The 23,452-nt window shown below is 67.8% G+C and carries 24 protein-coding genes; 10 read left to right on the plus strand and 14 right to left on the minus strand.

Translation table 11 applies throughout. From position 1 onward, the window contains the following. Position 1: 1 nt before the first annotated feature. Genes ispE through FHT09_RS08880 form a run of 3 tightly spaced genes read right to left on the minus strand, consistent with a single transcriptional unit; the run spans position 2 to position 3,209 of the window. A complete protein-coding gene (gene ispE, locus FHT09_RS08870; RefSeq protein ID WP_104604298.1) occupies positions 2-889 on the minus strand; it encodes a 4-(cytidine 5'-diphospho)-2-C-methyl-D-erythritol kinase in 888 nt (295 codons plus the stop codon). Further along, positions 871-1,524, minus strand: a complete 654-nt coding sequence (lolB, locus tag FHT09_RS08875) for a lipoprotein insertase outer membrane protein LolB (RefSeq protein WP_104604296.1) — start codon at positions 1,522-1,524, stop codon at positions 871-873. The genes ispE and lolB overlap by 19 nt, the downstream gene beginning before the upstream one ends. Beyond that, positions 1,521-3,209, minus strand: coding sequence for a tetratricopeptide repeat protein (locus tag FHT09_RS08880; protein WP_104604294.1), 1,689 nt, complete (start codon positions 3,207-3,209; stop codon positions 1,521-1,523). The genes lolB and FHT09_RS08880 overlap by 4 nt, the downstream gene beginning before the upstream one ends. A 65-nt stretch (positions 3,210-3,274) precedes the next feature. Here FHT09_RS08880 and hemA point away from each other — a divergent pair, with 65 nt between their 5' ends. The 5 genes from hemA (at position 3,275) to ppk2 (ending at position 8,834) form a co-directional block, all read left to right on the plus strand. After that, positions 3,275-4,573 carry a glutamyl-tRNA reductase gene (gene hemA, locus FHT09_RS08885; RefSeq protein ID WP_104604292.1) on the plus strand — a complete coding sequence of 433 codons (1,299 nt, stop codon included), beginning with the start codon at positions 3,275-3,277 and terminating at the stop codon, positions 4,571-4,573. Then, the gene (gene prfA, locus FHT09_RS08890) at positions 4,551-5,636 is read left to right on the plus strand and encodes a peptide chain release factor 1 (protein ID WP_104604290.1); all 1,086 of its coding nucleotides are present in this window, start codon (positions 4,551-4,553) and stop codon (positions 5,634-5,636) included. Before hemA ends, prfA begins: the two co-directional genes overlap by 23 nt. Further along, the gene (locus FHT09_RS08895; protein ID WP_104604288.1) at positions 5,633-7,339 is read left to right on the plus strand and encodes a tetratricopeptide repeat protein; all 1,707 of its coding nucleotides are present in this window, start codon (positions 5,633-5,635) and stop codon (positions 7,337-7,339) included. The genes prfA and FHT09_RS08895 overlap by 4 nt, the downstream gene beginning before the upstream one ends. A gap of 161 nt (positions 7,340-7,500) precedes the next feature. Further along, a complete protein-coding gene (gene moaB / locus FHT09_RS08900) occupies positions 7,501-8,019 on the plus strand; it encodes a molybdenum cofactor biosynthesis protein B (protein WP_104538423.1) in 519 nt (172 codons plus the stop codon). A gap of 32 nt (positions 8,020-8,051) precedes the next feature. Next, on the plus strand, positions 8,052-8,834 hold the full coding sequence (gene ppk2 / locus FHT09_RS08905) for a polyphosphate kinase 2 (protein WP_104538424.1): 783 nt from the start codon (positions 8,052-8,054) through the stop codon (positions 8,832-8,834). Here the strand turns inward: ppk2 and FHT09_RS08910 are convergent. The 4 genes from FHT09_RS08910 to FHT09_RS08925 form a co-directional block, all read right to left on the minus strand. Then, positions 8,816-10,042 (minus strand): hypothetical protein, encoded by a 1,227-nt coding sequence (locus tag FHT09_RS08910; protein ID WP_104604286.1) that lies wholly within the window; start codon positions 10,040-10,042, stop codon positions 8,816-8,818. The two genes, ppk2 and FHT09_RS08910, sit on opposite strands and share 19 nt — an antisense overlap. 84 nt (positions 10,043-10,126) lie before the next feature. Then, the gene (locus tag FHT09_RS08915) at positions 10,127-10,393 is read right to left on the minus strand and encodes an acylphosphatase (RefSeq protein WP_104604284.1); all 267 of its coding nucleotides are present in this window, start codon (positions 10,391-10,393) and stop codon (positions 10,127-10,129) included. Beyond that, positions 10,393-11,001 carry a TlpA disulfide reductase family protein gene (locus FHT09_RS08920; protein ID WP_104604281.1) on the minus strand — a complete coding sequence of 203 codons (609 nt, stop codon included), beginning with the start codon at positions 10,999-11,001 and terminating at the stop codon, positions 10,393-10,395. Before FHT09_RS08920 ends, FHT09_RS08915 begins: the two co-directional genes overlap by 1 nt. Next, on the minus strand, positions 10,998-12,275 hold the full coding sequence (locus FHT09_RS08925) for a YihY family inner membrane protein (protein ID WP_104604279.1): 1,278 nt from the start codon (positions 12,273-12,275) through the stop codon (positions 10,998-11,000). The genes FHT09_RS08920 and FHT09_RS08925 overlap by 4 nt, the downstream gene beginning before the upstream one ends. Positions 12,276-12,291: 16 nt before the next feature. Between FHT09_RS08925 and wrbA the strand changes: the two genes are divergently transcribed. From wrbA to ybaK, 4 genes are all read left to right on the plus strand, one after another. Then, a complete protein-coding gene (wrbA, locus tag FHT09_RS08930; protein WP_181141193.1) occupies positions 12,292-12,984 on the plus strand; it encodes an NAD(P)H:quinone oxidoreductase in 693 nt (230 codons plus the stop codon). Further along, positions 12,981-13,325 (plus strand): DUF2069 domain-containing protein, encoded by a 345-nt coding sequence (locus tag FHT09_RS08935; protein WP_104604277.1) that lies wholly within the window; start codon positions 12,981-12,983, stop codon positions 13,323-13,325. The genes wrbA and FHT09_RS08935 overlap by 4 nt, the downstream gene beginning before the upstream one ends. A gap of 85 nt (positions 13,326-13,410) precedes the next feature. Continuing rightward, positions 13,411-13,896 carry an asparaginase domain-containing protein gene (locus FHT09_RS08940; protein WP_104538430.1) on the plus strand — a complete coding sequence of 162 codons (486 nt, stop codon included), beginning with the start codon at positions 13,411-13,413 and terminating at the stop codon, positions 13,894-13,896. Positions 13,897-13,900: 4 nt separating this feature from the next. Further along, positions 13,901-14,374 (plus strand): Cys-tRNA(Pro) deacylase, encoded by a 474-nt coding sequence (ybaK, locus tag FHT09_RS08945; RefSeq protein ID WP_104604275.1) that lies wholly within the window; start codon positions 13,901-13,903, stop codon positions 14,372-14,374. On the opposite strand, the gene FHT09_RS08950 is transcribed toward ybaK, so the two are convergent. From FHT09_RS08950 to sufT, 5 genes are all read right to left on the minus strand, one after another. Then, the gene (locus tag FHT09_RS08950; RefSeq protein ID WP_166774937.1) at positions 14,371-15,018 is read right to left on the minus strand and encodes a S8 family serine peptidase; all 648 of its coding nucleotides are present in this window, start codon (positions 15,016-15,018) and stop codon (positions 14,371-14,373) included. The genes ybaK and FHT09_RS08950 overlap by 4 nt on opposite strands. An 87-nt stretch (positions 15,019-15,105) precedes the next feature. Continuing rightward, complete coding sequence (locus FHT09_RS08955; RefSeq protein WP_104604271.1) at positions 15,106-16,515, minus strand: S8 family peptidase; 1,410 nt, start codon at positions 16,513-16,515, stop codon at positions 15,106-15,108. 260 nt (positions 16,516-16,775) lie between these two features. Next, positions 16,776-18,521, minus strand: a complete 1,746-nt coding sequence (locus tag FHT09_RS08960; RefSeq protein ID WP_104604269.1) for a S8 family peptidase — start codon at positions 18,519-18,521, stop codon at positions 16,776-16,778. Between the two features lie 314 nt (positions 18,522-18,835). Then, positions 18,836-19,921, minus strand: a complete 1,086-nt coding sequence (locus FHT09_RS08965) for a branched-chain amino acid aminotransferase (RefSeq protein WP_104604267.1) — start codon at positions 19,919-19,921, stop codon at positions 18,836-18,838. Between the two features lie 64 nt (positions 19,922-19,985). After that, a complete protein-coding gene (gene sufT / locus FHT09_RS08970; protein ID WP_017156958.1) occupies positions 19,986-20,540 on the minus strand; it encodes a putative Fe-S cluster assembly protein SufT in 555 nt (184 codons plus the stop codon). A gap of 171 nt (positions 20,541-20,711) precedes the next feature. On the opposite strand from sufT, the gene FHT09_RS08975 reads away from it, so the two are divergent. Continuing rightward, the gene (locus FHT09_RS08975; RefSeq protein ID WP_024940819.1) at positions 20,712-21,131 is read left to right on the plus strand and encodes a hypothetical protein; all 420 of its coding nucleotides are present in this window, start codon (positions 20,712-20,714) and stop codon (positions 21,129-21,131) included. A 472-nt stretch (positions 21,132-21,603) separates the two neighbouring features. Here FHT09_RS08975 and FHT09_RS08980 read toward each other — a convergent pair whose 3' ends face one another. Both FHT09_RS08980 and FHT09_RS08985 read right to left on the minus strand, forming a co-directional pair. Then, on the minus strand, positions 21,604-23,061 hold the full coding sequence (locus FHT09_RS08980; protein ID WP_104604265.1) for an NAD(P)(+) transhydrogenase (Re/Si-specific) subunit beta: 1,458 nt from the start codon (positions 23,059-23,061) through the stop codon (positions 21,604-21,606). Next, on the minus strand, positions 23,058-23,363 hold the full coding sequence (locus FHT09_RS08985) for an NAD(P) transhydrogenase subunit alpha (RefSeq protein ID WP_104604584.1): 306 nt from the start codon (positions 23,361-23,363) through the stop codon (positions 23,058-23,060). The genes FHT09_RS08980 and FHT09_RS08985 overlap by 4 nt, the downstream gene beginning before the upstream one ends. Positions 23,364-23,452 lie beyond the last annotated feature (89 nt).

Consider the following 23,452-nt stretch of genomic DNA (forward strand, 5'->3'; position numbering starts at 1 on the left):
ATCAAACCTGTCTCGCGTCCAGCGCGTCGAGCAGTGGCGAGTGCGGCGCACCTTCCACGACCCACGCCCTCAGATGGCCCGGCAACTGCGCCACGGCCTGCTCTGCAGCAGCGCGCGTGGCGAATTCGACGAAACACCCGCCCCCTGACCCGGTCAAACGCGGCGTCCCGATCCTGGACAGCGCCTGGAACACTGCCTCGATGGCGGGTTCACGGCGCCGCAGGACCGGCTCGAACGCATTGTCGAGCAGAGAACCCGAAGCGAAGTCCGCTATTTTCACGGGCGCAGCATCCCGCGTCAATTCCTGTGATTGAAATAAGACCGGGGTGGGCACGTGAATTCCGGGATCGACCAGCACGTAGGATGCTGCCGGGAGACCGATCGGGGCCAGTTGCTCGCCCACGCCTTCGGCCCAGGCGTTGCGCCCGCGCACGAACACCGGCACGTCGGCACCCAGCCGCAGCCCCAGCTCGGCCAGGGTGTCGACCGGCAATCCCAGGCCCCACAAGGTATTCAGCGCGACCAGCACGGTGGCGGCATCCGACGAGCCGCCGCCGAAGCCGCCGCCAGCGGGGATGCGCTTGTCGACCCGGATGTCGACGCCGGCCTGTGTGCCCGCGCTGGATTGCAGCAGGCGTGCGGCCTGGATCACCAGGTCTTGGGCTTCCGTCACGCCGGGCAGGCTGTCGCCGATACGCCGGATCAGGCCGTCGTTGCGCAGACGAAGATGAATGGTGTCCCCCCAGTCCAGCAGGCGGAACACGGTCTGCAGCAGGTGGTAGCCATCGGCGCGGCGCCCGACGATCTGCAGGAACAGGTTGAGCTTGGCCGGCGCAGGCCACGCCGACCAGCCCGTCTCCACCGCGGACATCAGGGCGATACCGTCCATTGATCGACCAAAAGGCGCACCTTGGCCTCGCCGTTGCGGGCTTCGATGCGCTGCGGCAGCTCGGGTTGGCCGGCGTCGGCCGGCGCCCAGGCGAGAAAGTCGATCGTCCAGCCATCCTGCTGCACGGTACGCGGCCGCCCGGCCGCATCCAGAGCCACGCGCTCGGCGCCCGCGTCGGCGATGCGCAACGCGCGGACCCAGTCCGGCATCTGGTTGACCGGAATGGTCCAGCCGGTCGCTTCCAGCAGCACCTGCTCGGCATCCGGACCGCTGCGCGGACCGCCTTCCAGCCCTTCCAGGCGTCCGGCGCCGCTGGCGGTGTCGCCGGTGAGCACCCAGCTCTGCCGGGTCACCGGCGCGCTGAGCTGCACGCGGTACCGCGCACCGTCCTGCTGCCAGTCGATGCGGCCGCTACCGCCGTTGCTGCCCTTGCTGATCGCCACCCGACCCTGGAACGACCAGGTCGGATGCGCCTGCAGCCAGGCCTGACGTGCGGCTTCGGCCTGACGCGCACCCTCGGAGACCTGCTCGACCACCGCGGCGCCACTGCCCTGCCCGCGCGGCACGCTGACGCAGGCCGACAGCCCGACCAGCACCAGCCCGCTCAGGGCCAGTGTTCGGATCGCCCTGCTCATAGCCCGAATTTTTCCACCGCGCGTTGCAGCGCACGGTTGTCCGGATCCAGACGCCGCGCCTCATCGAAGTAGCGCCGCGCTTCATCCTGCTTGCCGCTGACCCATAGCACTTCGCCCACATGCGCTGCGATTTCCGGATCCTTGACCAGCGCCCAGGCGCGGCGCAGCTGTACCAGGGCTTCCTTGGTGCGGCCCATGCGATACAGCACCCAGCCGTAACTGTCGACGATGGCCGGGTTGTCCGGGTCGGCGGTGCGGGCGCGGTCGATCAGCGCCAGCGCTTCCTTGTAGCGGGTGGTGCGGTCGGCCAGGGTATAGCCCAGTGCATTCAGCGCCGCCACGTTTTCCGGTTCGGCCACCAGGATCTTGCGCAGATCGGCCTCGGCACGCGCGACATCGTCGCGGCGCTCCCAGGCCAGACCACGGGCGTACAACAGCGCGCCGTCGTCCGGATAGGCGGCCAGGCCGCGCTCGAAGGCATCCAGTTCGCCCGCTGCGTCGTCGGCGCGCTGGTGCAACTCGGCTTCGAGCACGTAGGCGTCGCGACGCGCGTCGTCGTCGGCGCTGGCATCGCTCTGCAATGCGCGCGCTTCGGCGAGCGCCTCGGGCTTGCGGCCCAGCTCGTACAGGGCGCTGGCGGCGCGCAGGCGCGCTTCGCTCAGCTGCGGCCCCCCGGGCACGCCGCGATACCACTCCACCGCCTCGTCGTAGCGCTTGAGGAATTCGGCGATCTTGCCGAGCAGCAGGCGGCGGTCCGGGTCGGGCTTGGCGGCATTGCTCCTGAGCTCGCCGTACAGCGCCTCCAGCGCGGTGCGATCCTTTTCCTTGGCCAGCATGGAGGCACGCAGCCCGTAGGTCTGGGTGTCCTGCGGTCCGGTCGACAACACCCGTGCGGCGGCCTCGGTCTGCCCCATGGCGTCGTAGGCAAAGGCCAGCGCGCCTCGCAGTTCGGAATCCTTGACCGCCTGTGGCTCGACGTTCTTCAGCAGTGCCAGCGCTTCGTCGTTCTTGCCTTCCTGTTGCAGCTGGGTGGCGTGCAACAAGGCCACGCGCGGCTCTTCGGGGAAGCGGCGCACCACCTCGTCGACGATGCGCTTGGCCAGCGCCGGGCGCTCCATGCGCAGGGCGAGCCGGCCGAATTCCTGCCAGGCTTCGATCTGATTGGGAATGGCGCCGGCTTTGACCAGATCTTCGAGTACGTCGGCCGAGGCTTCCGGCTCGCGCCCGCCATTGGCCAGGGCGATCAGGGCAAAGCGCCAGCCGCGCGGGTCGGGTTCCTTGAGCAGGCCGAGCAGATCACGGCGGGCGGTACGCAAGTCGTTGCGGCGCAAGGCCAGCGAGGCTTCGGTACTGCGCATGGACATCGACGAGGGTGCGCGGGCGCGCCACAGCGCCAGGGCCTCGATCGCGCGCGGGTCGTCATTGGCCAGCATGGCGATGCGGGCGGCGCGTTCGGCCAGCCCGGCGTCGCCGGCCTCGGCCTTGGCGGCGTCCAGGTAGGCGCGGGCGGCATCGTCCAACTGCCCGGCCTGCAAGGCGAATTCGCCGGCGAGCACCGGCTCCAGCGAGGTGGTGCCGGCGCGAGCGGACGGCGGCGCGGGCGGTGCCTTCTTGGGTGCTGCGGTGGCACTGGCGGAGACTGCGACCAGCAAAAGAACACACAGGATGCGAATCGGTACAGGCATCGGGGGCAACCGGGCCGTAAAATGGGGCCCTGAATGGCCGCCAGCTTATCGCAAGCAACTGAACAATGACGTTGTGGGTGCTCGGACTGAATCACCAGACCGCACCTGTGGACCTGCGCGAACGCGCGGCGTTCGCAGGTGACGCGCTGCCGCGCGCGCTCGAGTCCCTGTGCGCGCTGCCGCAGGTGCGCGAAGCCGCGCTGCTGTCCACCTGCAACCGCACCGAGCTGTATGCGATGTCCGACGACCCGCACAGCCTGGTGACCTGGCTGGAGACCCACGCGCCAGGCTTGAGCAGCTATCTGTACCAGCATCAGGAAGAAGCGGCGGTGCGCCACCTGTTCCGCGTCGCCACCGGGCTGGACTCGATGGTGCTGGGCGAGCCGCAGATCCTGGGCCAGGTGAAGGACGCCTGGGCAGTGGCGCGTGCCCACGGCGCATTGGGCAGTGGGCTGGACCGCCTGTTCCAGCAGACCTTCTCGGTGGCCAAGCGCGCGCGTACCGATACCCGCGTTGGTGCCAATCCGGTGTCGGTGGCCTCCACCGCGGTGCGGCTGGCGCAGGAATCCTTCGCGCGGCTCAACGAATCCACCGTGCTGCTGATCGGCGCGGGCGAAACCATCGAGCTGGCCGCCAAGCACCTGAGCGAAGGCCGCGTGCGCCGCTTGTTGATCGCCAATCGCACGCTTGCGCATGCGCAGACGCTGGCCAGCCAGCACGGCGGTTACGCCCTGCCCCTGACCGATCTGGACCGTCACCTGGCCGAGGCCGACGTGGTGTTCTCGGCCACCGCCGCGCGCGAGCCGATCGTGACGCGCGCGCAGGTGGAGCTGGCGCTGCGCGCACGCAAACGCAAGCCCATGCTGCTGTTCGACCTGGCGGTGCCGCGCGATATCGAAGCCTCGGTGGCCGAGCTCGGCGACGCCTACCTGTACACCGTGGACGATCTGGAACGCGCGGTGGAAGACAACCGCCGCGGCCGCCGTGAAGCTGCCGACCAGGCCGAAGCCATCATCGACCTGCAGGTGGCACGCTATGTCGAGGCCTTGCAGGCCAATGCGCGCCAGGCGCCGCTCAAGCGCTTGCGCGCGTTCGGCGACAGCACCCGCGACGAACTGCTGGCCAAGGCACGCCAGCAGTTGCACCACGGCAGGCCGGCCGACGAAGTGCTGGAACAGCTGGCGCACGCGCTGACCAATCGCCTGCTGCATCCGCCCACCGCCGCGCTGCGCGAGGCCGCGCTCAACAACGACCTGGAATTGACCAGCGCGGCCGACCGGCTGTTCCCGGAAAAGCCGGGTTACCAACATCCCCCTGTAGCCACCCCGATCGTGAGGACCGATGACGCCGACCCTGCGCCGTAAGCTCGAAGCGCTGGCCGAGCGCCGCGAAGAACTGCAGCACCTGCTCTCCGACCCCGAGGTGGTCAGCAACAACGACAGGTTCCGCACGCTGTCGCGCGAACTGTCGCAGCTGGAGCCGGTGGCCGTGGCCCTGGAAGACGAAGCGCGCGCCAAGGCCGACCTGAGCGCAGCCGAAGCGATGCGCAACGATCCGGAAATGCGCGAGCTGGCCGAAGAGGAGATCGCCGCCGCACAGGCGCGCCTGGAAGAACTGGATGCGCAACTGGCGTTGCTGCTGGTGCCGCGCGACCCGCGCGACGACGGCAACCTGTTCCTGGAGGTGCGCGCCGGCACCGGCGGCGACGAGGCGGCGATCTTTGCCGGCGACCTGTTCCGCATGTACGCGCGCTATGCCGAGCGCCAGGGCTGGAAGGTGGAAATCGAATCCGACAGTCCCGGCGAGCACGGTGGCTACAAGGAGGTGGTGGCGCGGGTGGTCGGACGCGGCGCGTATTCGCGGTTGAAGTTCGAATCCGGCACCCATCGGGTACAGCGCGTGCCGGCGACCGAATCACAGGGCCGCGTCCACACCTCGGCGGCGACGGTGGCGATCATTCCCGAAGCCGACGATGTGGAAGAGATCGTGATCAACCCGGCCGACCTGAAGGTGGACACGTTCCGCTCGTCCGGTGCCGGCGGCCAGCACGTCAACAAGACCGAATCAGCGATCCGCATCACCCATGTGCCCAGTGGCGTGGTGGTGGAATGCCAGACCGAGCGCAGCCAGCACGCCAACCGCGACAAGGCGATGAAGCGGCTGAAGGCGCAATTGGTGGAAGCCGAACGCAGCAAGGCGGCCGCCGCCGAAGCGCAGACGCGCAAGTTGCAGGTCGGCAGCGGCGACCGCAGCCAGCGCATCCGCACCTATAGTTTTCCGCAGGGCCGCATCACCGATCATCGCGTGGAAGGCCTGACGTTGTACGACCTGCCCAACATCATCGAAGGCGATCTGGATGCACTGATCGCACGACTGCTGCACGAGCATCAGGCCGACGAACTGGCACGGTTGAGCGACAGCCCGTGAGTGCGCAGGTCCCGCGCGAGCTGCTGCAGCTGCGCGAGGCGGTGCGACGCCAGCCGGGCGATTTCATCGCCTGGTTGATGCTGGCCGACGCCGAACTCGGCATGGGCGCCATCGCTGCAGGCGAGGCCGCGGTGCAACGCGCGCTCGCACTGCAGCCGGGCCACCCGGAAGCGCTGGCGCGGCTTGGCCGGGTGCGCTGGACGCAGCAACGGCATGCCGACGCGGCAGCGTTGCTGCAGCAGGCATCGGACCTGGTGCCGCAGCATCCGGGCATCGCGTTGTGGCTTGGGCATGCATTGGAAGATGCAGGCCAGGCCGAAGCTGCCGCGGCCGCGTATACGCGTGCGCACCAGTTGCTGCCCGACGAGCCGTACATCACTGCGCAACTGCTCAACTGGCGACGCCGCCTGTGCGATTGGCGCGAGCTGGATGCGCTCGCTGCGCAGGTGCGCAGCGCCGTGGCGCAGGGCGCTGCTGCGGTGGAACCGTTCGCCTTTCTCAGCGAGGACGCCAGCGCTGCCGAACAGCTGGCGTGTGCACGGACGCGCGCGCAGGCAGTGGCCGCGATGTTGCGCCCGCTACCGCCAACTGCCGTGCGCAGCCAGGGCGCGTTACGGCTCGGCTTCGTTTCCAACGGGTTTGGTGCGCATCCCACCGGCGTGCTGACAGTCGCGTTGTTCGAAGCGCTAAAGCGCCGGCAGCCTGCGCTGCAACTGCATCTGTTCGCCACCAGCCACGACGACCGCAGCGAAATTCGCGCGCGCCTGACGCAAGCCACCACGCTGCACGATGTCACCGAGTTCGGGCACCTGGCCAGCGCGCAGCACATCCGCGACCAGGGCATCGATCTGCTGTTCGACCTGCGCGGCTGGGGCGGCGGCGGGCGCCCGGAAGTGTTCGCACTGCGACCGGCGCCGCTGCAGCTCAACTGGCTGGCCTATCCGGGAACGTCGGGCGCGCCGTGGATGGACTATGTGCTGGGCGATGCGTTTGCGCTGCCGCCGTCGCTGGAGCCGTTCTACCGCGAGCGCGTGCTGCGCTTGAACGGTGCGTTTCAGCCGTCGGACACCTCGCGCGTGGTCGCCGAACCGCCGTCGCGGACGCAGTGCGGCTTGCCCGAACACGGCGTGGTGCTGTGTTGCTTCAACAACAGCTACAAGCTCAATCCACGCAGCATGGCGCGCATGTTGGCGGTGTTGCGTGCGGTGCCGGGCAGCGTGCTGTGGCTGTTGTCCGGGCCGGGCGAGGCCGACGCGCGTCTGCGTGCGGTGGCGCAGGCACAAGGCGTGGATGCACAGCGCCTGGTCTTCATGCCGAAGCTGCCGCACGCGCAGTATCTGGCGCACTACCGGCATGCGGACCTGTTCCTGGATACGCATCCGTACAACGCGCATACCACCGCATCGGATGCGTTATGGGCGGGTTGCCCGGTGCTGACGACGCCCGGCGAGACATTTGCCGCGCGCGTGGCCGGCAGCCTGAACCATCATCTGGGGCTGGATGAGATGAATGTGGCCGACGACGCTGCGTTCGTGGCCAAGGCGGTGGCGTTGGCGGGTGATCCAGCGGTGTTGCGTGCGCTGCGGGAGCGGGCGGCGGAGCGTCGGCGCGAGTCGGGCGTGTTCGACATGGATGGGTTTGCCGACGGGTTCGCGGAACTGATGCACGCACTCGCGCGCCAACATGGTTGGTCAGGTAACTAGCGGGCTGCTTGCCTTTTTCAAGGTAAATGGCTGTCCGTCTTCCGCTGTACCCTCACCCCAACCTCTTTCCCAGGGGTGAGGAGCTCGAGAGCGACTCGTCCGTTGTGCGGCTTCACGCCGTGGTGCTGTACCCGGTCGTCCCGGCTCGCTAGGCTTGGGGCATGCCTTCCACTCCCGACTTCATTCCCTTGCACCTGTGCGTGCTGACGGTGTCCGACAGCCGCACACTGGCCGACGATCGCTCCGGCGACTATCTGGCCGATGCCCTCACCCACGACGGTCACGTGCTGCACGAGCGCGCCTTGTGTCCGGACGATCGCTACCGCATGCGCGCGATCGTCTCTGCGTGGATCGCCGATGCGCAGGTCGACGGCATCCTGATCACTGGCGGCACCGGCTTCACCGGCCGTGACAGCACGCCGGAGGCGATCACGCCGTTGCTGGACAAGACCATGCCCGGTTTCGGCGAGTTGTTCCGCGCGGTCAGTGTCGACGAAATCGGCACCTCGTCGCTGCAGTCGCGCGCATTTGCGGGGCTGGCCAATCACAGCTTCGTGTTCTGCCTGCCCGGCTCCACCTCGGCCTGCCGCACCGCCTGGGAAAAGATCGTGCGTGCGCAACTGGATGCGCGTACCACACCGTGCAATCTGGCGACATTGCGTCCACGTCTGGGCGAATAGCCTGCGCGCTCTCCACACGTGTCGGAACGCGCATGTCGCACCTGAAACGCAAGGCCTACAAGAAGCTGCTGGCACCGCTGCAGCTGGAACTGGTCACCATGGCGCGCTGGCTGCGCCATACCAACCAGCGCGCGCTGGTGCTGGTGGAAGGCCGCGACACCGCCGGCAAGGGCGGTGTGATCCAGGCCATCGCCAGCCATCTCAACCCGCGCCAGTGCCGGGTGGTGGCGTTGCCGACACCCAACGACCGCGAAAGCACGCAATGGTATTTCCAGCGCTATGTGGCGCATCTGCCGGCGGCCGGCGAGCTGGTGCTGATGGATCGCAGCTGGTACAACCGCGCCGGCGTGGAACGGGTGATGGGCTATTGCACCGACGCACAGTACGACGCGTTTCTGGAACAGGCGCCGCGCTTCGAGCAACTGCTGGTCGACGACGGCATCCTGCTGTTCAAGTACTGGTTGTGCGTGGATCAGGCCGAGCAGGAACGGCGCTTTGCCGAACGCCAGGAAGATCCGCTCAAGGGCTGGAAGCTGTCGCCGGTGGATCTGCAGTCACGCAGCAAGTACGAGGACTACACCGCCGCGCGCGAGCGCATGCTCGCGGTGACGCATACGCCGGACGCGCCATGGACGCTGGTGGATTTCCACGACCAGAAGCGCGGCCGGTTGAGCCTGATCCGCAATCTGCTGGATCGGCTCCCCGACACCGCGGTGCCCGATGACACGCTGCAGTTGCCGCCGTTGCACGGCAAACCGCACAAGGAACGTTATGGCGTGCTGGAACCGATCGACGGTTACGCCGGCCAGTCCTGAGAGATCTCGTCGCTGGCGGCGGTGGCGCGTAGCAAGGGATACAGGCCGGCCTGACGCTCGGCCTGCTCGGCCTGCAGCACCAGCTGACTCAGGCGCTGACTGAACAACTGGATGAAACCGCGGTGCAGCGGGCGCATCGCTTCGATGTAATCCACATCGTCGGCCTGCGGGCGGAGCGGGCTGCAGGACGACAGCAGCACTTCGTCCAGGCGTAGCGTGCTGTCGGGCAGATGCACCAGCGCGGCGCGGCGCAGCCAGTCGCGCAGACCCTGGCGGTACTCGGCGGCCAGGATGTAGGCCACCTCGACCTGATCCAGGTCCACATCCGGATTCCACGCCAGCACCTGGATGACCTGCGAGCGCTCGTCCAGCATGCGGCTTTCGGCCACCAGGCCCTGCAATTGCTGCAGCAGGCGCCACTGGACGTCGGCGGCCTCGCGCTGCGGGGCCGGCATGGCCTCGATCGCCAGCGCCAGGCGGCGTGCGAACAGCGCCGGCACCTCGGCCAGGACGATCGGGCCGGCATCGGCGCCGAGCAGGAAACGCTCGGTACGCAGCGTGGCGGTGTCGGGCAGGTAGCCGTCCTGCAGCGGGCGCATCACGCCGTGGTCGAGCAGCGACAGCACCACATCCAGCCAGTAGCGACGCTCCTGTTGCAGCGCGCGGTTGGCGGTGGCGTTCTGCCAGGCCGGACGGACATCGTCCAGGCGCGCGATGCAGGCCTGGGCGTCCAGGTGATCCCAGGGCGCGCGGGTGGCGTCGTCGGGATCGAAATTCTCCACGCTGAGCATGCCGCCGCCGAAGCGATGCCAGGCGGCACCGCGCTGGGTGCCGGCAGGATCGGGCCTGGCCGATAGCGGCACAGCGGTGGCCGGACGCAACAGCGCAGCGTAGGCGTCGGCCCAGCAATCGGGCAGACGCGCCGACAACGGATATCTGGCTGCGGACGACCCCAGGCCGTGATGTGCGAGCTTCAGGCTCCACAGCACCGCACCGATCACGATGCCGCCGAAAATCCAGGCCAGCAGCCAGCTGGTGGACGCCTGTCCAGGCTGCAGCACACGGGTCTGCGGCTGCAAAAACAGCAACCAGCCGCTGCCCGCCACGATGCCCAGATACAACCATGGCACGAGCCGGGCCAGGTGACGGTTGCGGTGGTGGGCAGGCAGTTCGTGCCCGTCGGTGTGATCTTGAGATGGAGCAGCCATACATTCCCCCTGCACGCCTGATCGCGCTGACAAGGTTATCGGCGACGCATCGCAAGTCTGTTGCCCTGCTCCGGTGGCAGCGACTCAGCCAGTTACAAATTCTTCAGTCGGCGGCGGCGCGCACGGCGTGCGTGTCACCGCCGCGACCCTGGCCGCCGGCGGGCCTTGCCATAACCAGGTCTCCAGCGCGCCCAGCGCGGCGTCGGGCCCGGCAGCGACCACTTCCACGCTGCCGTCGGGCTGGTTGCGCGCATGCCCACGCAGGCCCAGCGCAACCGCGCGCTCGCGGGTGGAGGCGCGGAACCACACTCCCTGCACCACGCCGGTGACGATAAAGCGCGCCGCCTGCATCAGCCGGTCTTGCCGGTGATGCCCACAGCCGTTTCGATGTCGCGTGCGGTCACCGGGCCGAGGAACTGCTTGGCCACCTTGCCGTCCGGCCCGATCAGATACGTCATCGGCAACCCGCGCGGCGTGGCGAAGTCCTGCGGCGGCTGGTAGGGGTCGAGGATGGCGATCGGGTACGACACCGGGTGGTCCTTCAGGAACGCCTGCATGTCGGCGCTGCTGATGTCTTCATAGGACAGGCCCACCACTTCGATGGTGTCGCGCATGGTGTGCAGCGCCGACAGCTCGGGCATTTCCTTCAGGCATGGCGCGCACCATGTGGCCCAGAAATTGACCACCACCCACTTGCCGCGATGCGCGGCCAGGTCATAGGCCTCGCCGGTCACGGTCGGCAGCGACAGCTTGGGCATCTCGGCGGTCTGCTGCACCACCGAGGTGTCGGTTGGGCTGGCCGGGTCGGCGGGGGCGGCCGGCGTTTGCGGTGTCTGTGCGGTGGTCGCCGGCGCTGCACCGCCGGCGGCGGGCGTGCCCTCGCCGGTGGGTTTGCAGGCGGTCAGCAACACCAGCGGCAACAGCAGCGCACAGGCGCCGCGCACAAGGCGCACGGTCATGGAAGGTCTCCGGGAAGGTGGGTGTAAAGGTCGCCGACCGGTTGCGCCAGCACACTGCGCAAGGGTTGGCGCAGTTGTTCCAGCGCAGCGGACGCGGCCTGGCCATAGGCATCGTCGCGGCACGGCAGGGGGCGGTCTTCGATCGGCACGCGCAGCTGGCAGCTTTCGTAGAGTTCGGCCAGCGGCACCACATCCAGATCGCGTGCCAGCAGCCATTGACCGCGCTCGTCGCGCCGCAGCAGGCGGATGCGCTTGAGTTCGCACAGCAACTCCTGCATCAACGTGTCGGTGAGCATCGGCTCCAGTGCCAGGATGCGGTCTTCGTCCAGGCCGTTGCCGTGGATGCGCGCCTGGCGGAAACGGCCGAGCAGGCGCAGCAAGCCATAGATCTCAAAGCCTGGCGGCAGCCGCATCGCTTCGGGCTGGTAGCGGAATGCCGCCATCGAGGACGCCAGCGAGGCGCCCAGCAGCACCGAGACCCAGCTCAGGTAGATCCACAGCAGCAGGATCGGCAGCGCCGACAGCGCACCGTAAATGCGCTGATAGGTCTGGAAATTGCCCAGATAGAAACCGAAGCCCCACTTGACGATTTCCATCAGGATCACCGCCAGCAATGCGCCCGGCAGCGCATGCCGCAGGCGCACCGCATGCTGCGGCACCACGCGGTAGATCAGCACGATGCAGACGAATTCCACCGCCATCGGCGCCAGCCGCCAGGCGAATTCGGCCAGCCACTGGCCTTCGGTGGTGCGGAACAGCGGCAACGCGAACACGTAGGCGGCCATCGCCATCGAGGCAGCGGCCAGCATCGTGCCCAGGGTGAGCACCGTCCAATAGATCAAAAAGCGCGTCACCTTCGGGCGTGCGGCGGCCACCCGCCAGATGCTGTTGAAGGTCTGCTCGATGCTGTGCAGGGTGATCAACAGCGAGGCCACCAGCGCGACCATACCGGCCACGGTGAACTTGCCCAGATCCTCCAGCGAACGATTGAGGTAGTTCTGCACCGAGCGCGCCGCGCCGGGCACGAAGTTGTTGAAGATGAAGTCGGTCAGCGCGTCCTTCCATTCGTTGAAGGCCGGGAATGCCGACAGCACCCCGAACACCACGATCGCCAGCGGCACCAGCGCGAATACCGTGGTGTAGGCGAGCGAGGCGGCCGCCTGTAACAGGCGGTCATCGAGAAAGCGGCGCCACAGGAAGCGCCCGAAGCTGACCGTGCGCGCGCGGTCGCGCAGCCGTTCTTTCCATTGGTGGATTTTGTTCACACGCGACATCGCGCAAGGGTACCCGATGCGCCGTCGTCGCGGCCTTGCCGCAACTGCGGCGTGCAGGCGGGCGGTGGCTTGGCCGATACTGCGTCGAACTCACACAGGCGGTGGATGCGCGATGGCGGAGATTCTGGTGCTGTATTACAGCCGTGGCGGTTCGGTGGCGCGGCTGGCGCGGCAGATCGCGCGCGGCATCGGCGAAGTGCCCGGCATGGGCGCGCGGCTGCGCACGGTACCGCCGGTGGCGGCGGTCACCCAGACCAGCGCCCCGCCGGTACCTGACGAGGGCGCGCCGTATGTGGACAAGGCCGATCTGGCCGAATGCAGCGGTTTGCTGCTGGGCAGCCCGACCCGCTTCGGCAACATGGCCGCGCCGATGAAGCATTTCCTCGACGGCCTGGGCGCCGAGTGGGCCAGCGGCACCCTGGCCGGCAAGCCGGCAGGCGTGTTCACTTCCACCGCCTCGATGCACGGCGGCCAGGAATCCACCTTGCTGTCGATGCACCTGCCGCTGCTGCACCACGGCTGCCTGATCGTCGGCATCCCGTTCACCGAGCCGGCGCTCAGCCATACCACCAGCGGCGGCACGCCCTACGGCGCCAGCCATGTCTCCGGCGCCGGCGGCGACCCGCAACCGAGCGAGGACGAAGCGCTGCTGGCGCGTGCGCTGGGCCGCCGGGTGGCCGATATCGCCCGGCGCCTGGCCAGCCCATGAGCTTGCGCGCCACGCATTGGCTGCTGACTGCCGCGCTGATCGCGCTGACGGTGCTGTTCGTGAGCTGGTTTCACGACGACCGCCACCGCACCGCGGCGCTGCTGGTGTTCGCGCTGCCGCCGGCGCTGCTGGCCGCGCTGGTGTTGCGCAGCGCACGTGCGCGTTTCTGGGCCGGCGTGTTCGCGCTGGGCTGGTTCAGTCACGGCGTGATGGCCGCCTGGAGTCAGCCGCAGGCGCGTGGGCTGGCCTGGCTGGAAGTACTGCTGGCGCTTGCGGTTGTGGCATTGGTGGGTGGCCCCGGCATGGCGGCACGCTTGGGCCGCCCGCGCCCTCCACGTTGACCCGCTTGGGCAGCACCCGCGCCGGGGTCGTATCATGACGGCCCTCGCGCGGCCTGCACCGCGCCCGTTTGAAGGACCCGCAGCAATGGAAGACCTCCTGATCGTCACCACCGGTGGCACGATCGACAAGATCTACTTCGACGACAAATCGGACTACCAGATCGGCGACCCGCAGATCGGCCAGATCCTCAAGGAGCTGGGTGTGACCTTCCGCTTCTCGGTGATTCCGATCATCCGCAAGGATTCGCTGCATATCACCGCTGCCGACCGCGAACTGGTGCGCGCCACCATCGCCGCCCAGCCGACGCGCCACGTGCTGATCACCCACGGCACCGACTCGATGGTGGAAACCGGCAAGGTGCTGCAGTCGATCGCCGACAAGACCATCGTGATGACCGGCGCGCTCAATCCGGCGCGCTTTCGCGGCTCCGATGCCGAGTTCAACATCGGCTGCGCGGTCGGCGCGGTGCAGTCGCTGCCGGCTGGCGTGTACATCGCCATGAACGGGCGCATCTGGAATCCGGACAAGGTGCGCAAGAACGTCGCCGCCAACCGCTTCGAATCGCTCTGATGCCATGAGCAAGGCCACCCGCGCGACCAGGGCATTGGACGCCGCCGGCGTGGCCTATGTATTGCACCCCTACGCTTATCAGGCCGATGCGGACGCGAAGGGCGTGCAGGCGGCAAACGCCTTGGGACTGGCGCCGCACACGGTGCTGAAAACACTGATGGCCTGGGTCGACGACCAGGCGGTGTGCGTGGTGATCCCGTGCGATCGCCGGGTGTCGCTGAAGAAGCTGGCCAGTGCCTGCAACGGCAAGTCGGCGCGCATGATGGAGGTGGCCGATGCCGAGCGCCGCACCGGCTACAAGGTCGGCGGCATCAGCCCGCTCGGGCAACAACGCCAGGCGCCGGTCCTGATCGAAGCCAGCGCACTGGATGTCCCGTCGCTGTGGATCAACGCCGGGCAACGCGGCCTGCTGCTGGAGTTGCCGGGCGATGGCATCGTTGCCGCATTGCAGGCGCGGCCCTGCGGTGTCTGCGACTAGACGCGGCGGTACATCGCGCCGCGTGCGTGTGCGCTGGCGCCAGCCGGCACTCGGAAATCCGCAAAGTACCTAGTGCTTGCGGCTGCGATCACCCGCAGGCTGCGCGTGCCCGAGGGCACAGTGACCTGGTAATACAGCGAGCCACCGGTCGCTGTGGCCAGGCCGTTGCGCGCCGCATTGCTGGTCAGGGTGGTCGAGGCAATCACTGCAGCCACTGCACCATCGGCGTTGACCAGCCCTGCCCCGCAGCCCTGCGGACAGGCTACCGGCAATGCACGCGCAGTGCTCTTGAGCATCGCGTCGACGCCGGCCGCACTGAGCGGATCGAGCGCCACCGACTGCATCAGCGCCACCACGCCGGCCACGTGCGGCGCCGCCATCGAGGTGCCGCTGTAGACCGCATAACCGGGGCTACCCGCCGCCGTGCTGCCGCTGTTGAGCGTGGACAGAATGGCCTGCCCGGGCGCGGCGATATCCACGCCCGGGCCGAAGTTGGAAAAGCCGGCCCTGGCCCCGACCGAGGTGGTCGCCGCCACCGCGATCACGTTCGGGCAATTGGCCGGCACGCTCTGGGCGACGTCGACATCGCTGTTGCCGGCGGCCGCCTGCCTCCAGAACGCCGTTGCCCCGCGTGGGCGGGGCAACGGGGGTGTCGAGCGTGCGCTGCAGCCGCACTGCATCACGCACGCCGACGCGGTGCCAACGGCTCGGCCACTGGCACCGTGCGGTCCTTACGGGGTCTGACTGACCGCACCGGCCGCGTTGACGATGCCGGCGCCGCAGCCGCCCGAGCAGGCGCCGGGTAGCGGACGCGCGGTGTTCTTCAACAGTGTTTCCACCGCCGCCGGGGTCAGCGGACGGCTGGCGGCCGACTGCACCAGCGCCACCACGCCGGCCACGTGCGGGGCTGCCATCGACGTACCGTTATAGGAGGCGTAGCTGGCGCTGCCCGGGGTGGTGGTACCGCTGTTGAGCGTGGACAGGATCGCAGAGCCCGGCCCGGAGATGTCGATGGTGCTGCCGAAATTGGAGAAGCTCGAACGCGCACCGGCCGAGGTGATCGACGCCACCGAGATCACGTTGGCGCAGCTGGCCGGGGTGAAGTTGGCCACGTTGGCATTGCTGTTGCCGGCCGCCACCACCACCGTGGTGCCGCGCGACACCGCGCCGTTGATGGCGTTCTGGTAAGTGCTCGAGCAGGTGCCGCTGCCGCCCAGCGACATGTTGATCACTTCGGCCGGATTGGCGTTGGCCGGCACGCCGGAGACGGTGCCGCCCGATGCCCAGACGATCGCGTCGGCAATGTCGGAGGTGGTGCCGCCGCACAGACCCAGCGCACGCACCGGTACGATGCGCGCGTTGAACGCGGTGCCGGCCACGCCGATGCTGTTGTTGGTGACCGCAGCGATGGTGCCGGCCACATGGGTGCCGTGCCAGCTGGAGTTGGCCGCTGGCACACCGGAGCCGCATTGGTCGGCAGCGCGCCAGTCGCCCTGGTCGGCCGGATTGTTGTCGCGACCATTGTTGTCACGCGCCCGCGCCGCGTCGCTGATGAAGTCGTAACCCGGCAGCACATTGGCGTTGAGATCCGGGTGGCTGGTAATGCCGGTGTCGATCACCGCCACCACTACGCCAGTACCGGTGGCGGTGTCCCAGGCCGGACGCACGTTGATGCTCGAGGCGGTGGTGCCGAAGCCCCACTGCTCGGACAGACGGGGGTCGTTGGGGGTCAGCGTCGGGTACATGATCTGATCGACTTCCACGTACTCCACGCTCGGGTCGGCGGCGAGCCGGCGCATCAGCGTCTCGGCCTCGGCACGGTCCAGGCCACGGTCGGTCTTGAGCACTTCCGAACCCAGCGCGGTGCGACGCACGTGATTCAGGCCCAGCGCACGGCCGGCGCGTGCCGGCACGGCGGTAGCGATCGAATTGAGCGACGCGCGCATCGAGGTCGGGCTCACTGCGGCGCTGGAACCGTCCCGGTACTTGACGATGAAGCGGTCCAGGGTGGGCTGCGAATCCAACCCGGAAAGATTGACCTGACCGGCAAACGCCGGCACCGCCAGCAGCGAGGTCAGCGCGGACACACCCAGGACCACCAGCGCGCGCGTGGGCGCACGTCGTTGCGACACATTGGACATCGATCGTTCCTTATTTGAGAGGTACCGCAATTGCGGCGAGATGGCCGAACCGGCTCCACGTGCTGCGGATCGGGTCGGGCAGTGCGCGGGCGCGGGCGCCCGGCGAGACGACTGACCGATGTCCGTTCCGGTCGAGCGGCAACACATCGCCGGCGCCCGCCAATGCGGCAGACGTGAGCGATACGTCGCTGATGGGGTGAAGCGGATCTGCTGCAGCGGATCGGCACCGCCCGGCCATGGCCAGGCAGTGCCGATGTGCCTCAGTAGCTGGCGCGCAAGGTCACGCCGGAGAACGTGCTGTATGCCTTGACCCGCACATAGTAGGTGCCCGACGGCGCGCTGATGCTGCAGGTCTCGGCATTGCCGCTGCGGTACGGACGGCAGGTGTAGGTGGTGTCGGTCGGCGCACTGCCGGCACGCACATACAGGTCTGCATCGCCGCTGCCGCCGCTGATCGCCACGGTCAGCGTGCCGCTACCGGCCGGCACTGCGATGGTGTAGTTCAGTTCCGCACCCGTGGCCGCGCCCAGTCCGGTGACCGGCGTGCCGTTGGTCAGGGTGTTGCCGGTGCCGCCACCGCCGCCGCCATTGCTGCCACTGATGGCGGCTGTCACCGCCGCATCGGCATTGACGATGCCGGCGCCGCAGCCGCCCGAGCAGGCGCCCGGCAGCGCACGCGCGGTGTTCTTCAACAGGGTTTCCACGGCTGCCGGCGTGAGTGCGCTCGGCGCGACCGACTGCACCAGCGCGACCACGCCGGCCACATGCGGCGCCGCCATCGAGGTGCCGTTGTAGGACGCGTAGCTGGCACTGCCCGGGGTGGTGGTGCCACTGTTGAGGGTGGACAGGATCCCCGAACCCGGTGCCGACACATCGATTCCGGTGCCGAAGTTGGAATAGCTGGCCTTGGCGCCGGCCGAGGTGGTGGCTGCCACTGCGATCACGTTGGCGCAGTTGGCCGGCAGCGAACCGGACACGTTGGCAGAATCGTTGCCGGCCGCCACCACCACCGTGGTGCCGCGCGAGACCGCACCGCTGATCGCGTTCTGCATGGTGGTCGAGCAGGTACCGCCGCCGCCGAGCGACATGTTGATCACCTCGGCCGGATTGGCGTTGGCCGGCACGCCGCTGACACTGCCGCCGGAAGACCAGACGATAGCGTCGGCAATATCCGACAGCGAACCGCCGCACTTGCCGAGCACGCGCACCGGCACGACCTTGGCGTTGTAGGCAGTTCCCGCCACGCCGGTGGTGTTGTTGGTCACCGCGGCCACCGTGCCGGCCACATGGGTGCCGTGCCAGCTGGAATCGGAGGCGGGAATGCCGGTGCCGCATTCATTGGCGGCGTACCAGTCGCCTTCGTCGGCAGGATTGCTGTCGCGCCCGTTGCCATCGCGCGCCGTGGTGGCATCGCTGATGAAGTCGTAACCCGGCAGGATGTTGGCGTTGAGATCGGCATGGGTGGTGATGCCGGTGTCGATCACCGCCACCACCACATTGGCGCCGGTGGCCTTGTCCCAGGCCGGGCGGATATTGAGGCCGGCGTTGGTGGTGCCGAAGGCCCATTGCTCGGACAGGCGGGTATCGTTCGGGGTCAGTGTGGCATGCAGGATCTGGTCGACTTCCACGCTCTGTACGTTGGGGTCGGAGGCCAGCTGGCGCATCAGGGTTTCGGCGTCGGCACGGTCGAGTGCACGGTCGGTCTTGACCAGCTCCGGTCCCAGCGCCAGGCGGCGCACCGAGTTCAGGCCCAGCGCCTTGCCGGCCTTGGCCGGAACAGCGCGCGCGGCGGTGCGCAGCGAGGTGTTCAACGCGGTTGGACTGGCCAGCGCGGTGCTGCCGTCCTTGTAGGTCACGATGAACTTCTGGTGGGTTTGAGCGGTCGCCAGGCCATCCAGGTACACCTCGCCGGCAAAGGCCGGGGTTGCCAACAACAACGACGTCAGCGCAGCTGCGCTCAGGATGGTCAGTGCACCGGGGCACTTGCGGAAAGACTCGTTCGACATCGAATTCCCTTCTAGATCAAAGAGCACCGCCGGAGCGGTGGTAACCGGTGCCGCCTTCCATAGGTCAGCACCAGCGTCCCGGATCGACCCCCTGTTATCGATCCGTTCAGCGAACCTACCGCACTACAACCAGGCTGGACAATAACAAGTTCGCACTTTTGCTCAATGAAATATCATTTTTGTGACACCGTACGGCACCGTTCAGTCAGTTGACGACACTATCGGACATGAATTGGCACACACCTGCTGCGCTGCGGCCAAAAAAAAGCCTCTGCGCGATTGCGCAGAGGCCTGTTTTGACGCGACGGGTCGGCTCAGGACAGACGCACCAGCCAACCGTGGCGGTCCGGGACACGCCCGTACTGGATGTCGGTCAGCTCCTGGCGCAGCGACATGGTCACCTCGCCGGCCGGGGCGGAGAGATCGCCGACCGCAAAGCCATCGCCCTTCAGCTCGCCGATCGGGGTGACCACGGCAGCGGTGCCGCAGGCGAACACCTCGCTGATCTCGCCCGACGCCACGCCCTGCTTCCACTCGTCGATGGCGACCTTGCGCTCGACTACCCGCATGCCGCGGTCGCGGGCCAGTTGCAGGATGCTGTCGCGGGTGATGCCTTCCAGGATGCTGCCGGACAGTTCCGGCGTCACCAGCGTGCCGTCCTTGTAGACCAGGAACACGTTCATGCCGCCCAGTTCTTCGATGTACTTGCCTTCCACCGGGTCCAGGAACAGCACCTGCGAGCAGCCCTGCGCATAGGCCTTCTGCTGCGGCAGCAGCGAGGCGGCGTAGTTGCCGCCGCACTTGGCCGCACCGGTGCCGCCCTTGGCCGCACGTGCGTATTCGGTGGACAACCAGATCGACACCGGCGCCACGCCCTTGGCGAAATACGGGCCGGCGGGACTTGCGATGACGTAGTACGAGGCCTTGTGCGCCGCACGCACGCCCAGGAACGCCTCGTCGGCGATCATGAACGGGCGGAAATACAGGCTGGTTTCCGGCGCCGACGGCACCCAGCTCGCGTCCACTGCCACCAGCTGGCGCAGCGATTCGACGAACAGGTCCACCGGCAGTTCAGGCAACGCCAGCCGGCGCGCCGAGCGCTGCAGCCGCTCGCCATTGGCTTGCGGGCGAAAGGTCCAGATCGAGCCGTCGGCATGCCGGTAGGCCTTGATGCCCTCGAAGATTTCCTGGCCGTAATGCAGCACCGAGGCGGCCGGATCCAGCTGCAGCGGGCCGTACGCACGTACCTGCGCGTCGTGCCAACCGAGCTCGTTGGTCCAGGAAATGGCGACCATATGGTCGGTGAAATGCAGCCCGAAGCCGGGTGCGGCCAGGATCACGGACAGCTCGTCGGCACTGCGCGGCGACGGGGAACGGGTGGAAGCGAAGGACACGGACACCGGAAGATTCCTGTATGGCGGGCGGAAGGACGCGGCGCCACCTGTTGGACATGGCGCCTGACGATCAGAGCATGCCGGTCTCGAGACGGGCCGCTTCGGACATCATATGCCGGCCCCACGGCGGGTCGAAAACCAGCTCGACGTCGGCTTCGGCAATGGTCGGGATCATCTCCACCTTGCTGCGCACGTCGTCGACCAGGATCTCGCCCATGCCGCAACCGGGCGCGGTGAGGGTCATCTTGACGTCCACCCGGCGCTGGTCGTCTTCCTCGCGATGGCTGACCACCGCCTCGTAGACCAGGCCCAGATCGACGATGTTGAACGGGATCTCCGGGTCGAAGCAGGTGCGCAGTTGCTGCCACACCAGTGCCTCCACCTCTTCGTCGCTGGCATTGGCGGGCAGTTCCAGCCCCGGCGGTGCCTCCTTGCCGATCGCATCGCCATCCTTGCCGGCAATGCGGAACAGGTTGCCCTCGACAAAGACGGTATAGCTGCCACCCAGCGCCTGGGTGATATAGCCATAACTGCCTGCGGGCAGGGTCACCGAATCGCCCTGCGGCACCATGACGGCATCGCAATCGCGTTCGAACTGGACGGGTTCGCTGCTACGGGAGTACATGGGCTGGATATGGGGCCGCGGCGGATGCGCGCAAGTCCGCCATTCTAGCCGACCACGGCAATGTCACTGCCGTTGCGGATGGAGCCAGCGACGACGCTGCATTCCATCGGCGCGTCCATCACCACGCAAAACACGGCGCGCCTTATCATGTGCGCACTGTCAGGAGCTCCAATGCCGCCCACCACCGCGTCCGCCAGAACCGCGCACTGGCTCTGGCCCCCGCTCCTGCTGCTGGGATGCGTCACCGCCCTGATCGCCTGGATGCTCATCGCGCTTGCCCTGGGCAACCAGGCCGGCTGGATGGCGGTGCTGGTGGCCCTGGAAATCGTCTGGATGCTGCGCCTGGGCACGCTGGGCGCCGGCCCGTTGCGCATCGGTATCGCGGTCGTGGCGACCGCGCTGATCATCGTCGGCGCCAACTGGGGCATCGCCTCGGCGCAGCTGGGTGGCGCACTGGGCCTGGACCCGTGGACCTCGGCGCAGAAGATGGGCACCGGGCTGGCCTGGACCCTGCTGCAACTGGCCAACAACGGCTTCGACCTGCTGTGCTATGCCGCCGCACTGGTCCTGGCGTGGTGGGCGGCACGCTGAGTCGGACGTGTTCGCAACGGCTATCAGTAGGCATTGTGTTGAAGCTGATGCTTCGTCTGCACAGCTCAAGTCACGCGGCTCCCTACCTAGCGCTAGCGCTTTATTTTCCTGACGCAGCGATATCCGGGGAACTCCGCGACTTGGCTGCCTGGTGCGGTGTCCTCACCGGTTGCGGGACCCTTGGCGGCATGGATGCCGCCACCGAGCTTCCACGGACGGATGCACGGCGTGTCCCGCGAGCGGTGAGGGCACCGCGCACTCGACTCACCGCGTTTTGACTGTCACTAAGCACCGCTGCGACTCGAAAGCTCGTTGGCTTGTCTCGGGCTGGCTGCTAAGACTGGCCGGATAGTGCGGATAGAACACTCGTGAAGCAGCCGATCTGCGGCTCAGCTGTGGAACTGGCAGCGAGCACACCGCCCTCGATCAAGTGGCTTCACAAGTTAATCTGCTAACTCGCTCGCACGACGCCTCAATGCCCGCCCCCGTCCAGCGCCTTCAGCTCGCTGACCAGCGCGCCGGCCGCTTCTGCGCCATCGCCGTACAGCATGCGGGTGTTGTCGGCGTAGAACAGCGCATTCTCGATGCCGGCAAAGCCGGTGCCCTTGCCGCGCTTGATCACTACCGTGTTCTTCGAATTGACCACGTCCAGGATCGGCATGCCGTAGATCGGGCTGGCCGGGTCGGTCCTGGCCACCGGGTTGACCACGTCGTTGGCGCCGATCACCAGCGACACGTCGGTGCTGGCGAACTCGGGATTGATGTCGTCCATGTCGGCGATCAGGTCGTAGGGCACGCCGGCCTCGGCCAGCAGCACGTTCATGTGCCCGGGCATGCGCCCGGCAACCGGGTGGATCGCGAACTTCACCTTGACCCCGCGCGCGATCAGCCGCTGCGCCAGCTCCCAGATCTTGTGCTGCGCCTGTGCCACCGCCATGCCGTAGCCGGGCACGATCACCACCCGCTCGGCGAACGCCATCATCGCCGCCACGTCGCCGGCCTCGATCGGCTTCTGCGCCCCGGCGATCTGCTGTGCCTGCCCGCCGCCGCCGAAGTTGGAAAACAGCACCCCGCTGATCGGCCGGTTCATCGCCTTGGCCATCAGGCGCGTCAGCAGGATGCCGGCGGCGCCGACCATCATGCCGGCGATGATCAGCGCCTCGTTGCCCAGTACATAGCCTTCGAAAGCCACCGCCAGGCCGGTGAATGCGTTGTACAGCGAGATCACCACCGGCATGTCGGCGCCGCCGATCGGCAGCGTCATCAACACGCCCAGCGCCAGCGCCACCACGAAGAAGGCGATGATCGCCAGCGGCTGAAGGCTGCTGGCCGCCCAGATACCGAGCGCCAGCACCGCCAGTGCCACCAGCAGATTGAAGGCTTGCTGGCCCGCAAAGGTCACCCGACGGTCGAGCCGGCCATCCAGCTTGGCCCAGGCCACGATCGACCCGGACAACGACACTGCGCCGATCGCCGAACCGACCACCGCCAGCACCACCGTGGTGGTGTCCGGCTGCCGCGCCGCCAGTTCGGCGATCGCCTGGGCGCTCCAGTGGGTGGTGTCGCGGTTGGCGAAGAAGGCAAAGCGCAGCAACTCCACCGCCCCGATCGCCGCCGCCGAGCCGCCGCCCATGCCGTTGTACAAGGCCACCATCTGCGGCATGTCGGTGATGGCGACCTTCCTGGCCGACCACCACGCCACCCCGGTGCCGATCGCCAGCGCGGCCAGGATCAGCGGCACGTTATGCAGCTCGGGCAGGAAGAATGTCGCCACCGTGGCGATCAGCATGCCCAGCCCGGCCCAACGGATGCCGCTGCGCGCGGTCAACGGCGACGCCATGCGTTGCAACCCGAGCAGGAACAGGGTCGCCGCGACCAGATAGCTGGACTTGACCAGCCACGCCAGCAATGCGGCGGTGGACACGTTCATGGCGCGTCTCCGCCCGGTGGCTTCTTGCTGGACTTGAACATGTCCAGCATCCGCTCGGTCACCACGTAACCCCCGGCCGCATTGCCCGCACCCAGCATCACCGCAACGAATCCCAGCGCTTTTTCCAGCGTGGTATCGGCGTGCCCCAGCACCACCATTGCGCCGATCAGCACGATGCCGTGGATGAAGTTGGAACCGGACATCAGCGGGGTATGCAGGATCGCCGGCACCCGCGAAATGATCACGTGGCCGGCGATGGCCGCCAGCATGAAGATGTACAGCGCTACGAACCCGTCGCTCATGGTCTTTCGCTCCACTGGCCGGTGCGGCCCGCCGATCATACCCACGCCGTGCGTGCCCGGACGCGTGTCAACCGAATCGGCACTCGGCC

Origin of the sequence: Xanthomonas sp. CFBP 8152 (assembly GCF_014199025.1) — a bacterium.
GTDB classification, from domain to species: domain Bacteria; phylum Pseudomonadota; class Gammaproteobacteria; order Xanthomonadales; family Xanthomonadaceae; genus Xanthomonas; species Xanthomonas arboricola_B.

What these genes read in the sequence shown, in the direction of transcription:
- ispE (WP_104604298.1), bottom strand. Translation starts at nt 889, where the DNA reads ATGGACGGTATCGCCCTGATGTCCGCGGTGGAGACGGGCTGGTCGGCG.
- lolB (WP_104604296.1), bottom strand. Translation starts at nt 1,524, where the DNA reads ATGAGCAGGGCGATCCGAACACTGGCCCTGAGCGGGCTGGTGCTGGTC.
- FHT09_RS08880 (WP_104604294.1), bottom strand. Translation starts at nt 3,209, where the DNA reads ATGCCTGTACCGATTCGCATCCTGTGTGTTCTTTTGCTGGTCGCAGTC.
- hemA (WP_104604292.1), top strand. Translation starts at nt 3,275, where the DNA reads ATGACGTTGTGGGTGCTCGGACTGAATCACCAGACCGCACCTGTGGAC.
- prfA (WP_104604290.1), top strand. Translation starts at nt 4,551, where the DNA reads ATGACGCCGACCCTGCGCCGTAAGCTCGAAGCGCTGGCCGAGCGCCGC.
- moaB (WP_104538423.1), top strand. Translation starts at nt 7,501, where the DNA reads ATGCCTTCCACTCCCGACTTCATTCCCTTGCACCTGTGCGTGCTGACG.
- ppk2 (WP_104538424.1), top strand. Translation starts at nt 8,052, where the DNA reads ATGTCGCACCTGAAACGCAAGGCCTACAAGAAGCTGCTGGCACCGCTG.
- FHT09_RS08910 (WP_104604286.1), bottom strand. Translation starts at nt 10,042, where the DNA reads ATGGCTGCTCCATCTCAAGATCACACCGACGGGCACGAACTGCCTGCC.
- FHT09_RS08915 (WP_104604284.1), bottom strand. Translation starts at nt 10,393, where the DNA reads ATGCAGGCGGCGCGCTTTATCGTCACCGGCGTGGTGCAGGGAGTGTGG.
- FHT09_RS08920 (WP_104604281.1), bottom strand. Translation starts at nt 11,001, where the DNA reads ATGACCGTGCGCCTTGTGCGCGGCGCCTGTGCGCTGCTGTTGCCGCTG.
- FHT09_RS08925 (WP_104604279.1), bottom strand. Translation starts at nt 12,275, where the DNA reads ATGTCGCGTGTGAACAAAATCCACCAATGGAAAGAACGGCTGCGCGAC.
- wrbA (WP_181141193.1), top strand. Translation starts at nt 12,292, where the DNA reads ATGCGCCGTCGTCGCGGCCTTGCCGCAACTGCGGCGTGCAGGCGGGCG.
- FHT09_RS08935 (WP_104604277.1), top strand. Translation starts at nt 12,981, where the DNA reads ATGAGCTTGCGCGCCACGCATTGGCTGCTGACTGCCGCGCTGATCGCG.
- FHT09_RS08940 (WP_104538430.1), top strand. Translation starts at nt 13,411, where the DNA reads ATGGAAGACCTCCTGATCGTCACCACCGGTGGCACGATCGACAAGATC.
- ybaK (WP_104604275.1), top strand. Translation starts at nt 13,901, where the DNA reads ATGAGCAAGGCCACCCGCGCGACCAGGGCATTGGACGCCGCCGGCGTG.
- FHT09_RS08955 (WP_104604271.1), bottom strand. Translation starts at nt 16,515, where the DNA reads ATGTCCAATGTGTCGCAACGACGTGCGCCCACGCGCGCGCTGGTGGTC.
- FHT09_RS08960 (WP_104604269.1), bottom strand. Translation starts at nt 18,521, where the DNA reads ATGTCGAACGAGTCTTTCCGCAAGTGCCCCGGTGCACTGACCATCCTG.
- sufT (WP_017156958.1), bottom strand. Translation starts at nt 20,540, where the DNA reads ATGTACTCCCGTAGCAGCGAACCCGTCCAGTTCGAACGCGATTGCGAT.
- FHT09_RS08975 (WP_024940819.1), top strand. Translation starts at nt 20,712, where the DNA reads ATGCCGCCCACCACCGCGTCCGCCAGAACCGCGCACTGGCTCTGGCCC.
- FHT09_RS08980 (WP_104604265.1), bottom strand. Translation starts at nt 23,061, where the DNA reads ATGAACGTGTCCACCGCCGCATTGCTGGCGTGGCTGGTCAAGTCCAGC.
- FHT09_RS08985 (WP_104604584.1), bottom strand. Translation starts at nt 23,363, where the DNA reads ATGAGCGACGGGTTCGTAGCGCTGTACATCTTCATGCTGGCGGCCATC.